Source organism: Pseudoalteromonas sp. NZS100_1 (assembly GCF_015864285.1).
Classification (GTDB): Bacteria; Pseudomonadota; Gammaproteobacteria; order Enterobacterales; family Alteromonadaceae; genus Pseudoalteromonas; species Pseudoalteromonas arctica.
This window is the reverse complement of the sequence record NZ_JADYXN010000006.1, coordinates 46094-60680: the sequence shown is the minus strand read 5'-3', so window position 1 is coordinate 60680 and position 14587 is coordinate 46094. Positions and strand designations below refer to the sequence as shown.

The following is a 14587-nucleotide window of genomic DNA, read 5'->3' as shown; positions in this document are numbered from 1 at the left end:
TTTAAGGCTAAGCTCCATCTTCTACAAAATTGAATTTAGAAATACTAACATTGTTAGAGTTAGTGTCATTACAGGTGCTGCTTACAACAACTTGGGTGTCATTTTGTAAGATGATTGAAGTAAATACATGTGTACTGGTACATTGGCTTGCTTCATAAAATCCGGCACCACTGGCTCCAAACGTATTATCTAAAGTACCGTCAGTTAAAATACGCGCTAACATTCCTTTATTGTTAGCCATGCCGGCTAAAATAAGTTGATTGCTACTATCGAGCGCTGCACCACTTAGCTCAGTGTTACCGCTTGACGCCAAAGTATATTCACCGACACCATTTACGGCAAAGCTAGTATCAAGCGCACCCGTAACGAGCAACCTAATAACATTGGCTTTATTTGGCGAATCAATAAGGTTTGCTATTAAATATAACTTACCCGTTGTGTCAGTTAAAATCTGCGCTATTTTATTGTTGGTATCTGTGGTTTCTTCACCTACATATTTAAAGACTTCAGTACCATTTGAGCTTAACTTCAATGCGATTAGCTTTGAAGTGCCACTTAATACTGCCTTACCGCCAATGAAAATATCCGCATTGTCGGTATGTACACGGTTATAGTACTCAAAAGCTGAGCCTATGATACTTCCGCCAGTGCCAAAGTTAGGCTCAAGGGTACCTTCTGGCGTCAACATTATAACGATTGGGCTAGGAGTGCCACTTATTACGATTGACCCAACAGTAATAATGTTACCGCTGTTATCAAGTGCAATACCTGTCAGGTTTACCAATTCTGCGCCACTGACAGAGGTTGTGTATACACCGTCTGTTGCAAATGAAGTGTCTAAATTACCAGACTGATCAACTTTAGCTACAAAGCCCGCTTCACCATTTTCACTATTTTTAGAGCCTGTAATAACTAAATTGCCGTCGCTTTGCTCGGTTAAAGCGACGCGCGACTTACTCAAATCTATGGCAATTTCTTTATGGCCACTTTCGCTAAAGCTAGTATCGATATCACCCGCACTCGTAAAGCGTGTTAGTACTAACTTAGTAATTGAGTCCGATTTAGCCGTTGATGCAAGAATATACTTACCGGCATGAGGGTCATTGCTAAGTTGTAAAACGTGCATTGATTCGTCGTTTGTCGCATCTACTAAATTATTAAGGGTAAAGTAACCATTCGTTTCAAAGTTACTAAATAATGTGGCTTGACTGTCTATTGCTGCAATAAACGGTTTTGTATTTGAATCATCATTAACACCAGCTACCCAAAGAGTGTCATTAGAGTCGATAGCTAAAGTGTTGGCAAATTGCTTACCACTTATACCATCAATTATATTAATGCCGGAGGTGCCATAGGCACTATCTAAAGTACCTTCATTATTAATCCGTGCTGAAAATAATTTTTCTGAGGCTGATACGCCAGTCGTCCCCGACAAACTAATGCCATTGTTACTAGGCTCGTGTTTAATACCTGTAATTTTAGCGCCGCCATTACCATTTCCACCATTACCATCAATATCATAAATTGCTATACCAGCATCACCAAAACTCGTTATAAGAGTACCCGTTTTATCAATAGCCAAAACCACGGCTTCTTTTTCACCACTGTTACGAGTTATGTAACCACCTGCAAAAGCAGTAAATTCAGAATCACTAACTCCGCCTACAGCAAAAAGTTCGTCGTCTTTATCATTATCAGATATATCAATTGTTAGTGCTGCGCCACCATTGAAGCTATTGTCATTATCGCCATCAGATTTTAAATAACGAAGTAGAGAGTCTTTTGTTCCCTCTGCATTGGTAACACTCCCAACCACTAAGTAATCGGAATCATCAAAGTTCTTAACTGCAAAGCCTTCATCATCTCGATTAGCGCCGCTAACATCGACAATAGCTGGAGTAGAGTTCTCAAAATCTAGATCTGATTTTTTATAATGTATCCATAAACTATCGTTTTGAGTGCCATCAAAGCGTTTACCTACAGCCAGTATCTTATCGTCATCAATTTCAAGGTCATTAATAACAAGAGTACTCGCTTGTGAAGTACAGCGAACTCCTGAATCATTCTCACCAGAGTCAGTACTTACAACGCCAGCAGTATTCATTTCCAATAAGCAGGCTTCAGTATTTGTGCCGTCAAAACTAGAATAAGCAATAAAGAGATCTGTACCGTCAGAAATAATAGCTGTGGCTTCTTCATCATCATCTAAATCTAATATTTTTATTCCATTACTATTAAAAGCATTATTTGTTATGCCAGCGTTGGTGTAAGACACAACAATAATATCTTTATCGTCGCCATCAACAAAACCAACAAAATAAAGGTTGCCATTAAGCTCAATACTGTCTTTAAACTCACCTCCAGAAAAAATGTTTGAAAGATCAAGCTCACCTGTAATCGGGCGGCCAAATGTCACATCTTCAGTTGGAATAAGAAGCTCAATTTCATCAGTAATATTAACGGTTATGTTAACGTTTGAACTTTCATTAGGTGTGCCATCATCAGTTATAGTGACATTTAAGATATATTGATTAGTTGTTTCAAAATCAAATGGGCTTTCACCTGCGGTTGATAAAACACCAGAGCTACTATTAATTTTAAATAAAGCAGTGTTACCGCCAGTTAAACTATAAGTTAAAGTCTGGTTCTCAATATCTGACGCGCTAACAGTCCCTATGATGTCGCCATCGGTAGCATTTTCATTAATACTAAAACTTTGAACCGATGCTACAGGTGCATCGTTAACACCAGTTACGGTAATGGCCACTGTGGCTGTATTGGTTCCGCCATTATTATCACTAATCGTATAAGTTATCGTGGCAAGTCCATTGGTATTGGCTTCAGGCGTATATTGAATTTGATTGCCAACTACTGAGACCGAGCCAATATCAGCTGAGGCTGAAGAGATTACCAAGCTGTCTCCATCAGAGTCAGTATCATTTGCTAATACGTTTATCAGTATTGGTGCTGCATCTTCAGCCATGGTCGCGGTATCGTTATTGGCAACAGGCGCATCATTCACGGCAGTTATCGTAATAGCGAGCGTGGCAGTATTCGTTCCACCATTATTATCACTAACAGTATAGGTAACTGTTGCTAAGCCGTTGCTATCGGCTGCTGGTGTGTATTGAATTTGATTGCCAACTACTGAGACTGAGCCAATATCAGCTGATGCTGCACTGATCGCCAGGCTGTCGCCATCTACATCTGAGTCATTTTCTAATACGTTTATCAGTATTGGCGCTGCATTTTCAGCCATAGTAGCGGTATCGTTATTGGCAACAGGTACATCATTCACGGCAGTTATCGTAATAGCGACCGTGGCAGTATTTGTTCCACCATTATTATCACTAACGGTATAAGTAACTGTTGCTAAGCCATTGCTATCAGCTGCCGGTGTGTATTGAATTTGATTACCAACTACTGAGGCTGAGCCAATATCAGCTGAGACTGCACTGATCACCAGGCTGTCGCCGTCTTCATCTGAGTCATTTTCTAATACGTTTATCAGTATTGGCGCTGCATCTTCAGCCATAGTAGCAGTATCGTTATTGGCAACAGGTGTATCGTTCACTGCAGTTATAGTAATAGTGACCGTGGTATTACCTGTTCCGCCATTATTATCACTAACGGTATAAGTAACTATTGCTAAGCCATTGCTGTCGGCCTCCGGTGTATATTGAATTTGATTGCCAACTACTGAGACCGAGCCAATATCAGCTGAGGTTGCACTAATTGTGAGGCTGTCGCCATCTACATCTGAGTCATTGGCTAATACGTTTATTAGTATTGGCGCTGCATCTTCAGCCATGGTAGCTGAATCGGCGTTTGCTATTGGAGCATCGTTTACGGAGGTAATAGTGATAGTTAACGTTGTTGTACTGGCACCACCGCTGCTATCGCTTACAGTATAAGTAACTGTTGCTACGCCGTTGTCGTTGGCTGCCGGTGTATATTGAATTTGATTGCCAACCACTGCGACTGAACCAGTATTTGCCGAGGCAGCACTGATAGTGAGGCTATCACCATCCACGTCAGAGTCATTTGCCAATACGTTTATTAGTATTGGCGCTGCATCTTCATCTACTGTCGCTGAGTCTGCGTTTGCAATAGGAGTATCGTTTACGGGAGCAATAATTATTGATAAGTTTGTAGTTGCAGTACCGCCGTTCCCATCACTTATTGTGTAGTTAATAATTGCTGTTCCATTTGTATTAGCAGCAGGCGTGTATTGGATTTTATTATCAACAACAGATGCAGAACCTATATCTGCAGTAGCAGCTGTTATTGTAAGAGTATCGCCATCAATGTCGGAGTCGTTAGCTAGTACGTTAACTAATAACGCAGGAGCATCTTCGTTCATCGTTGCTGAATCAGTAGTTGCAGTAGGGGCATCATTAACGGGTGTCACGGTAATCGTCACACTTGCTGTTCTGTCGTTTATACCTTCATTACCAGTACTATAGCCATCCGTAATGGTGTAAGTTAGTACTATCTCACCTGAAAAGTTTGCTGGTGGAGTAAACTGTATTTTTCCGGCGACAATAGTCGCTTCTCCAGCAATATTTTCTATGTTCGAAATACTAATCGTATCGCCATCTGCATCAGTGTCGTTAGCTAGCACGTCTAATAAAGATGCAGAGCTGTCTTCGTCTAACGTAAATTGATCGTTATTGGCTTCTGGAAAAGTATTAACGCCGCTTTCACTTAATGTTACTTGAGCTGTTGCAGTTAAGCCTTGCTCATTTGAAATTGAATAAGTAAAGCTATCTACACCAATAAAACCTAAGTCTGGCTGGTAGGTAAATGAGCCATCAACTTTTAATGTAAGCTCGCCATTTTGAGTTGCATTGATTGCCGTGGTGTTAACTGATAAATCGCCAGCCTCAATATTAAAATCGTTAATTAATAAGCCATTTTGTACTGTTACTTCAAATAGTTTATTTTTGCTAAATTGATAGGCATCATTTTGTGCGACAGGGCTATCGGGTTCGCTGTTTATTACTAAAGTTACTGTGGCTGTAGAGGTTGCACCTAATGAGTCTATAGCTTGATATCGAAATTGATCAACACCATTAAAATTAGCATCCGGCACATAACTAAAGCTGCCATCAATTGCTAATAATAGTTGGCCATGTGTTGGTGCCACAATAAATGTTTCATCAACTGAAAAACTGTCATTATTTGGGTCAGTATCGTTACTAAGCACACCATTGGCTGCTGTAACCACAAGTGTTTCATCTTCGCTTAAACTATAGCTATCATTTTTTGTTACAGGGGCTACGTTAGTGTTTGAGCTTACAATAGTTACATTTGCAATAGCCTGAGCACCTTGTGCATCAACAACTCTATACTGAAAGCTGTCTTGGCCTTGCATGTTCTGCTCGCCTTGGTATTCAAAGCTACCATTATCAAAAAGGGTTAATTGTCCTCTTGTCGGTTCGCTAACAGGCGTTGTATCAACAGTTAAGTTATCTAAATCAATATCGCTATCGTTAATAAGTAAGCCAGGCGATAGGACAACTAAGGTTCCATTGTTTGTAATGTTATAAGTATTATCAAGCGCAATAGGGGCGTCGTTAACAGCTAAAATGGTTATCTCTACAACTGCGGTATCTGTCATACCTAGCTCGTTAGCAACTTGATAGCTAAAGGCATCTTCACCATTAAAGTTTGCAATAGGGATATAAGTAAAATCCCCATTTTCATTTATATCAATGGTGCCATGCTGCGGTAGAATTAATGCATCTGCATTTACACGCAAATCGCCACTGTATTGATTCGTATCATTTGTTAGAACGTTGCCTTGCAGAGTTTGATCTTCATTTATCTGAAACTGATCGGCATTAGCTTCTGGTGCAAATGCAAGCTCTCCACCCACTGGTGCTATGTTTATTATATTAGCAAAGCCACTTTCACCACTGCCATCAATACCGGTAATAAGTACTTGATAACTTTTATCTGTAAGTGACTCGGTAATGCTTAATGCAGTATCTTGAATACTTAAAAATTGTTGCCCGTTTTCTAATTCATTAATATTAGTAGATGAAACTCCAGCTTGAGTTGCAATATAAACGTTATAACGATTAAGTTCGGGGTTAGCTTGCCACGAAAGATTTATATTATCTTCGTCTCGCTGAGCTGTAACACCTTCAATTTGATATGGTTGCCAGTTAAAAGTAATTGCATCAGCAAGGACTTGATTATTTAAAGTGTCAGTTATCCATATTTCTAGGCGTATCTCTCCTGGAGTTACACCATAAAGTGCAGGGCTGAGGCCTATAATTGATTTTTCGTAGTCAAAACCACAATCAGAAGAACACAGTGATATGCTTTTATTGACACTAGGGAGCACTAAATTAACTTCAGCAATGCCATCAGTATCCGAAGCTTCAAGTAAAAAAGAAACGTTGCCTTGCACAGTTTCGTTTGTTTGTGAAAAAACAATATTAGCGCGTGTATTAGCTATGCTTGATCCAACTACTCCTCTACTTGAAGTGACAGCACCTAAAACTTTTGTATTCTTGGTTTGATTGCTCGCTATAACACCAGCCAAATTTATATAGCTAGTCACCGTTGGCGGTACTACTTCAGCCGTAGGTGATTGTATTGTCTCTTGAGCAGGGCTTTCTTCTGAGCCTCCACAGGCACTTAACAAAAACACCATAGAACCAAGCAAAAATATATTTTTTGCTGTCATTTTAAATACTCCATAATAAAAGCTTTGTATCCAATGTGTTTATGGTTCTAATTTAAAAGAACCGCTAGCATTTACATCAGGATTATTTATTTCGTTAAGATTAAAGTTGCCAGTAATATTGTCTAAGTCATTCAAAAATATTGCATCAACATCGCCCTCGGCTTTATTGTTGCCATGGGATGCAAATGTAACGGCTAAGTCAAGTTCGCTTAAATTTATTAAACCGCTGTAAGCCGCATACCAATTTCCGCCCGCGTCATTAAAACTAATTTCGCCATCAGGCACTGTGCCATTATCAAAATCAACAGCCATAGTCATAGCAAAGTCAGTAACAGCACCCACACTCGAATTTACATTAAAGCTTGATGCTTCATAGTTAAATACACCTTGGCGCTGAGCTATTTGATCGACTAAAGATGCGCTGCTAACTGTTTGAAATTGTTGTTCAGAATATATATCCATAGTATCTGTATCTGCTTCAAAAGCATTTACTTCAACTTCAGTTACAGATGCTTGTTCAGTCTCTTCTTCGTTGTCATCTTTAGGGTCGATCGTTACTATATTTTGATCAAACACACGTGCCGCACGCGTCGTTTTTAATACTTCACCAGAGGCTGTAATTTGTGCAAACGAAAATGCCTCGTTATCACCCAAAGAAACCACACTATTATTTTCGAGTGTTAGATCTATTGCGCCATCCCATACAGCTAAAAACACATTGCCTTCAACGAGCTGAACTTCAAAATGTGTTCCACGTATACCAATAGAGCCAACGGGGGTTTTTACACTATAAGAGCCGCCATTTTTTTTAATCACACCCGAAATAGAGCGCAAACCACCTTTAAGTAACTCAATAGAAGCAGAACCTTGTTGGGTATTATCATCAAATTCATAGTTAGCAATATTTAGTTCTGAATTTTCTTTTAAAGCGATTAAACCACCATCCGACATTGAAAATTGCGCTTTGCTTTTCTCTCCAGTCGTAATGCGATCTACACCAAAAACGGTATCTCTGCGCTGCAACTGCCGTTGTTGTTCAGAGCTTCCATCAACCGCTAGTACAGAGCCTCGCGCTAAAATAGTTTTACCAGCGGGATCATTTGCTTGTGTATAAAAACTTACACAAAGTAAAGTGGTAATTACAGGGAGTAAATGTTTCATAAATACCTTAAATTAAAATGAGTAAGAAGCGCTTAAATTGATATCTAAACGGTCATATTCGAATAAAGAAATATTACTGGATTTATCTTGATAGTTGGCAGCCAACTGTATTGCTAAATCACGATTAACTAAGTAGCGAACAGAAGTTGAGAACATAAAGAGGTTATCGGCACGTTCTTGTAAAAATAAAGGGTGATCATCTTTATAATTAATCCATTGGTATCCAGCAAGAGATAACAACTGCCAATGTTGAGCTAGTTGAGTGTTCACTTGGTAGTAAAAACTCGTAATATTACGGCTATTAAATTCACCTTCAGTAATATCGGCTTCTTCATTTTTAGCGTTAATGCTTAAGCTTTGAAACCAATTTCGAGTTGCGTAGCTAGCACCCGCATTTATCGCATAAAATGAGTTATCGAGCTTTTCATCAAATCTATTGTTTAAAACACCCGCAGTCGCAGAGCTAAATAAATTAACTTGTTTATTCAGCTTATAACTAGCTCCGGCCGTTAAAGCTGATTCAGTACGATAAAGATCGCCATCAAGCATTAATGGAGTCGTCGATACTTGTGCAAACCAACTTATGTCATTTTGTTTATATTGATAGGCAGCATTAATATGCGCATTTATACGATCGTATTGGCTGAGTTCTGCAAACTTGTACCACCCGGTATTAACACTCAAAGTTATTAAACTTTTTTGATCTATAGGGTGAGAGTACTTTCCTCTGTAATTTAGTCGCGCATAGTTGTCTTGCGTACTTTTACTTTCTGGCGATAACAAAAACTCACCAATATTAGGAATTATAATCGTATTTTCTGCCGTACCCGCATTTACGTTGCCATCAACGCCAAGGGCAAGCTCAATATTTTGCTTATAAGAACGCCCCGCTTCTTGCTTTTTAAGTGTGGTTGTATCAAGTAACGACTGTGCTGAAGACTTTATGTTATTAGGTGTGTTAGGTGAGTTAATCAGTATTAAAGCTTGAGTATCGGCAGCAGGTAAATTATTAACGGTTAAATAAGCACGAACTAAGTACAAGCGAGCTTCATACCATCTAGGGTTGTTTTCAACCACGCGTTCAAAGGCAAATACAGCTGGCGCCGCATTTCCTGTTTTAAGCGCAGAGACCCCTAGTAAAAAATCGTATACGGGTTCACCCAGGTACTGGTATTCACTATTACTTTTTTGATAAGCCTGAGTATATTTTTTTTCAGAAACTAATTTTTGAAGTTCAATCAGTAGCTTATTATATTCATCATTGCTTTGAGCCAATGAGTTAAAGCTCATTACAGCTAAACAACTACACAGTAAATTTCTTAAAACCTGTTTAATCATGCTTAATTTTATATCCCAGTAGAAGTTTGATGTTTTGTATAAAAAGAGATGTATGTACTAGAAATTTAGCACTTTTTGTACTTAAGTACAGCCAATGTAATCACATTGGTTAAATAAATGTTATTTAATTTAGGCTAAACAATTGTTTAATAAATCTTCAAATTAAACTTATTAAAACAGAAGAGGTTGCTGATAAACTGCTTTAGCTTAAAATAGTAATTAATTTGGATAACAAAGGTTAAATATGCTGTATAGGATATAAAAAGATAATTTAGGGAGATTATTAAAATATAAATAAAGGGTATTACTAGGAGAAAAAGTGGGGCGATTGACGGGGCTTGAACCCGCGACAACCGGAATCACAATCCGGGGCTCTACCAACTGAGCTACAACCGCCACTACACACACCTTGTTTGGTGTGGCGCGCATAATACATAAAATAATAAATGTTGTGAAGCCTAAAAGTGAAATAAATTAAAATAATTTATTTCAGGCAAATATAATTAGTATTTGGTCGTTAATAACTTTCCAAAGTAGGCTTCATTTTATCGCATAATTGCCTCTAAAAAATCGAATGTACTTACATTTAATAGTATTAATTCATTATTTCATGAGAATAAATTGTAAATTAATGTATAATAATGCTCGGAAAACGCTTAATAAAAAACATTTGGAGTAAATATGGATTCAGTACTTAATTGGCTTAACGATAACTCAGGCCTAATCTTACACTACGGTATACAAGCTGTTGTTGCGCTTGTTATCTTTTTACTTGGTAGTCGTATCGCTAAGTTTTGTTCTAACTTAACTGAAAAAGGTTTTGCTAAAAAGAAAGTAGATAAAGCTGTCGGGTCGTTTGTTTCAAGCATTGTGTACACACTTGTATTTGCTGTTACTATTTTAATGGCACTTTCGCAAATTGGTATTGAAACAACTTCGTTCATTGCTATTTTAGGTGCTGCAGGCTTAGCTGTTGGCTTAGCATTACAAGGTTCACTATCTAATTTTGCATCAGGCGTGCTAATTATTTTACTTCGTCCGTTTAAATCTGGTGACTTTGTTGAAGCAGGTAATAAAATGGGTACTGTTAAGAAAATCGAAATATTTTCAACTGAACTTCGTACACCAGATAATAAAGTAATCATCGTACCAAACTCTCAAATAATGTCAGGCGCTATTACTAACTTCTCGCGTGAGTCTACTCGCCGTATCGATTTAGTTATTGGTGTTAGTTACGATGCTGATTTACGTCAAGCAAAAGAAGTATTAAAATCTGTATTAGATGCAGAAACACGCATACTTAAAGACCCAGCTTATACAGTAGCTGTATCTGAGCTAGGTGATTCTAGCGTAAACTTTGTTGTTCGCCCTTGGGTTAACGCTGCTGATTACTGGCCTACTTACTGGTCATTAATGGAAAATATTAAAATTGCATTAGATGATGCAAATATTGCAATCCCATTTCCACAAATGGATGTTCATTTACACAAGCAAGACTAATTTTAAATAGTTATTTGATTAAAGTTATTTTTAATTGTTGTAGTGATAAAACGGCTATAGACATAAAATTTCATGCAGTATTTGCTGCATGAAATTTTTTACATTATTACTTAGCTGTTTTGCTTGCTCTAACAAGTAACGCTTTAATAAAATAGATATACATTTATACAAAGGTTATTTTTTAATGAAATTAAAGCTTTTATCAGTTTTAGTTGCAGCATCTGCTGCAACAAATGCATTCGCTGCAAACGCAGATCAAAAAACGTGGGAAGTTACCAGTGAACTTGGTGCTATTATCACAAGTGGTAATACAGAAACGACCACACTCAAAGGTGGTATTAAAGTACAGCACAACCTTGAAAACTGGAACAACGAATACAAACTAGACGGCATCTATAAAGAAGATGAAGTTGAAGATGCGAACGGTGACAAAAATAAGCAGCGCACTAATGAAAAGTACTCGATTTCAGCGCAAGGCAATTACAAATTAAATGAAGATCATTCTCATCTATTCATTTATGGTTCACACGTTTCAGATTATTTTGGAGCATATAGAAGTGAGTCAGTAATTTCTGCAGGTTACGGTCTACGTTTATTAAACGAAAAAACCATGTGGTTAAGTGCCGAAGTTGGTCCTGGTTATAAATATTTTGAATACCCAGATGACAGCTCTGAAATTGATGATAACGGTAACTCTCTTGCTGGTGAGTTTGAAGGCGAAGTAATTGCCTTAGGTAAATTAGATTACAACTGGCAAATTTCTGAGAGTGCACGTTTTACTCAATTAGTTGCTGTAGAGTACGGTGATACAAACACTAAAACTCGTTCAGAAACTGCATTGCTTGCAAAAATAAACGGCTCATTACAAATGAAAGTCGCTTTTAATGTCACTAACAACTCAGATGTTGCTGACGACAAAGAAAGCACTGACACAGAAACATCATTTACTCTTGTTTACAGTTTTTAACCAATGTAACTAAGTTAATGACACTAAAGTGACAAAAGGGACGAAAGTCCCTTTTTTATTTGCTCAAAATTAATGTATTATAGCCACCAATTTTGGTTGTAGACCTAGGGATATACCTACTCGTGAAAGTTTTTACACAATTTATTAGTGCTTTTATTCTACTTTGTAGTTTTAGTACTTTGGCTTTTACGCCAACAGCATCTCAAATTGAGCAATTTAAAAAGCTGCCAAAAGCTCAGCAAGAAGCCCTAGCAAAACAGTATGGTGTTGATGTTTCAACAATCACCGGTACAAACCAATCCAATAATCAAAATAATACAGAGCAACAAAACAGTATTGGCGAGCGCGCAGAGCCAGAAAAAGAAAAGCTAACAGATGAAGAGCGCTTCAAACCAAAAGCAGACGAATTAAAACCATATGGTTATGAGTTGTTTGCAGGTGAACCCACTACATTTATGCCAAGCGAAAATGCGGCAGTACCCGATACTTATATTGTAGGCCCTGGCGATCAATTAAAAATTAACTTTTATGGTAAAGAAAGTGACAGTTTTGAAGTAATAGTTGATCGTGAAGGACGTATTAGTATTCCAGATTTAAGCCCTGTAGAAGTTGCAGGTTTAACCTTTGCTGAAATTAAAGAACTAATAAAAGTAAAAGTAGAGCAGGAAGTTATTGGTGTAAAAGCATTTATATCGCTTGGTCAACTTCGTAGCATGCGTATTTTAGTGCTAGGAGAAGCGTATAAGCCGGGTAGCTACAGTGTTTCTTCATTAACAACAGTCTCGCATGCATTATTTGTAAGCGGTGGTGTATCTGATATTGCTTCTCTTCGTAACATTCAAGTTAAACGAGCTGGTAACGTAGTTGCAAATTTTGACCTTTACGACTTACTTATTAATGGCGATAGCAGTAATGATATTGTATTAAAATCGGGCGATGCTGTATTTATTCCATCGGTTGGTGCTCAAGTAAGAGTTGAAGGGGCAGTAAAACGCCCAGCTATATTTGAACTTAAAAAAGGTGAGTCTGCCAAGCAGTTATTAGCAATGGCCGGAGGTCTTAAGCCAAATGCCTATGCCAAAAGTGCAATTGTAGAGCGCTTTAACTTCGATCGTAAAGAAGTACTCTCGGTAGACTTTTCAAAACCACAAATTAACTATATTCCACAAGATGGCGACCGTATTCGCTTTAATTCAGTTAGCTCGCAATATCAAAATTCAGTTAGCTTAATTGGTGCAGTAGCGCGCCCAGGTAATTATCAGTGGCACCAAGGCAAGCGCATTTCAGATGTACTTAAATCAGTACGTGGTGACTTACTACCGCAAGCCGATTTAAGCTACGGACTCGTAATCCGCGAAATAAACATAAACGGCGATATAGAAGCACACCAATTCGACGTTGCCCAAGCGATTATTAAAAATCCTGAAAATAACTTACAACTTCAAGCTAATGACAAAATTGTTGTATTTAGCCGTTTTGAAGAAAAAGAAGCCGAGCTGTCTGCACTAGCAAATATGGCCCTTAGTCAAGAGCAACAAGAGCAGCAACTAAAAGCAGAGCAGTGGCATAAGTTTGAGCAAAAAGAATTCGAAAAATATATTGGGGTTAATCAAGAAGACGAAGAGCTTGTTCTTGAAGACAATAAAATACTAACAATTGCTGAAATTTCTAAACGTAAAGCAAAAGAAGAAGAAGACCAAGAACTCAAACCTGAAGATTACGCATTATTTAGCCGCCATAACTTACTAGCGCCAATTATTGCTAAATTTAAGCAGCAAGCATCAGTGCAGCAAGCTATGCAACTTGTGGAGATCAGTGGAAACGTTACTTTCCCAGGTATTTATCCACTAATGATTGGTGGTGAGGTAAGTGATTTAATAACAGCAGCAGGTGGCTTGCTGGAGTCTGCATACATAAAACAAGCTGAAATTACGCGAATAGTAGCGAGTGATGGTTCTAAAATAGAACACTTACGATTTGACCTTGAAAGCGCCATGAAGGGCGATCTTCAAAGTAACATTACGCTACAAAGTAAAGACAGCATAAACGTTTTTGCAATTCCAAATTGGCAAGAAAATGTAAAAGTAGAATTAAAAGGCGAGCTTAAATTTCCGGGCACTTACACCATACGCCGAGGAGAAACGCTTACTGAATTGCTAGAACGTGCGGGTGGCTTTTCAAAATTTGCAGAGCAAAAAGCAGCTGTATTTACCCGTACGTCGATTAAAGAGCAAGAGCAAAAGCAACTAGCACGTTTATCTACAGAGCTTCGCCGTGATATAGCTTCTAAGAGCTTCCAAAACTCTGTAAGCAGTAGCACACTTTCATATGAAGAAATGAACAAGCTGTTAAACGACCTCGCGAGTGTTGAAGCCGTAGGACGTTTAGTAATTGATTTACCTTTAATTGTAAATAACCAACAAAACTTAGTATTACAAGATGGTGATACACTTTATGTACCAAGCAAGCGTGATTCAATTAGCGTAATTGGTGAAGTTAATTACTCAACATCGCACCTATACAAAACTGGGGTGAGTGTTGATGATTATCTTGCTTTGAGCGGTGGCCTTAAAGAGCGTGCCGCTGAAGACAGAATTTACATTATTAAAGCCAATGGTTCAGTGAAAATACCAAACACAGGTGGCTGGTTTGCAGCAAATAATGCTGATCAGTTAGAACCAGGCGACACAATAGTAATACCAATGGACGCAGGACACATGGACAAGCTAACGCTTTGGAGCACTGCAACGCAGATTCTTTATCAGCTAGGCGTAGCAGTGGCAGCTATTGGTAGCTTATAAAAAGAAAATAAATAAACGCAATGAGTAAAACTATTGTTGCGTTTATTTTGACTAAAATATTGATAGAAATATAAATCGAAACTTGAGTTAACTGTGTTGTTTACTTCAGTTAAGTTATTT

At 38.1% G+C, this 14587-nt stretch carries 6 protein-coding genes and 1 tRNA gene; 3 read left to right on the top strand and 4 right to left on the bottom strand.

The window, feature by feature from the left end; translation table 11 throughout:
• Positions 1 to 7: 7 nt before the first annotated feature.
• From I6F66_RS05925 to I6F66_RS05910, 4 genes are all read right to left on the bottom strand, one after another.
• A complete protein-coding gene (locus I6F66_RS05925; RefSeq protein ID WP_197208924.1) occupies positions 8 to 6700 on the bottom strand; it encodes an Ig-like domain-containing protein in 6693 nt (2230 codons plus the stop codon).
• A gap of 39 nt (positions 6701 to 6739) precedes the next feature.
• Positions 6740 to 7861 (bottom strand): FecR domain-containing protein, encoded by a 1122-nt coding sequence (locus I6F66_RS05920; protein ID WP_165728148.1) that lies wholly within the window; start codon positions 7859 to 7861, stop codon positions 6740 to 6742.
• A 12-nt stretch (positions 7862 to 7873) separates the two neighbouring features.
• The gene (locus tag I6F66_RS05915) at positions 7874 to 9199 is read right to left on the bottom strand and encodes a surface lipoprotein assembly modifier (protein ID WP_024593751.1); all 1326 of its coding nucleotides are present in this window, start codon (positions 9197 to 9199) and stop codon (positions 7874 to 7876) included.
• 320 nt (positions 9200 to 9519) lie between these two features.
• A tRNA-His gene (locus tag I6F66_RS05910) sits at positions 9520 to 9595 on the bottom strand.
• A gap of 285 nt (positions 9596 to 9880) precedes the next feature.
• Between I6F66_RS05910 and I6F66_RS05905 the strand changes: the two genes are divergently transcribed.
• The 3 genes from I6F66_RS05905 to I6F66_RS05895 all read left to right on the top strand — a co-directional run bounded on the left by I6F66_RS05905 (position 9881) and on the right by I6F66_RS05895 (position 14467).
• On the top strand, positions 9881 to 10699 hold the full coding sequence (locus I6F66_RS05905; protein WP_007582322.1) for a mechanosensitive ion channel family protein: 819 nt from the start codon (positions 9881 to 9883) through the stop codon (positions 10697 to 10699).
• Between the two features lie 184 nt (positions 10700 to 10883).
• Positions 10884 to 11666 carry a YdiY family protein gene (locus I6F66_RS05900; RefSeq protein WP_197208923.1) on the top strand — a complete coding sequence of 261 codons (783 nt, stop codon included), beginning with the start codon at positions 10884 to 10886 and terminating at the stop codon, positions 11664 to 11666.
• Positions 11667 to 11788: 122 nt separating this feature from the next.
• A complete protein-coding gene (locus tag I6F66_RS05895) occupies positions 11789 to 14467 on the top strand; it encodes an SLBB domain-containing protein (RefSeq protein ID WP_197208922.1) in 2679 nt (892 codons plus the stop codon).
• Positions 14468 to 14587: the final 120 nt, after the last annotated feature.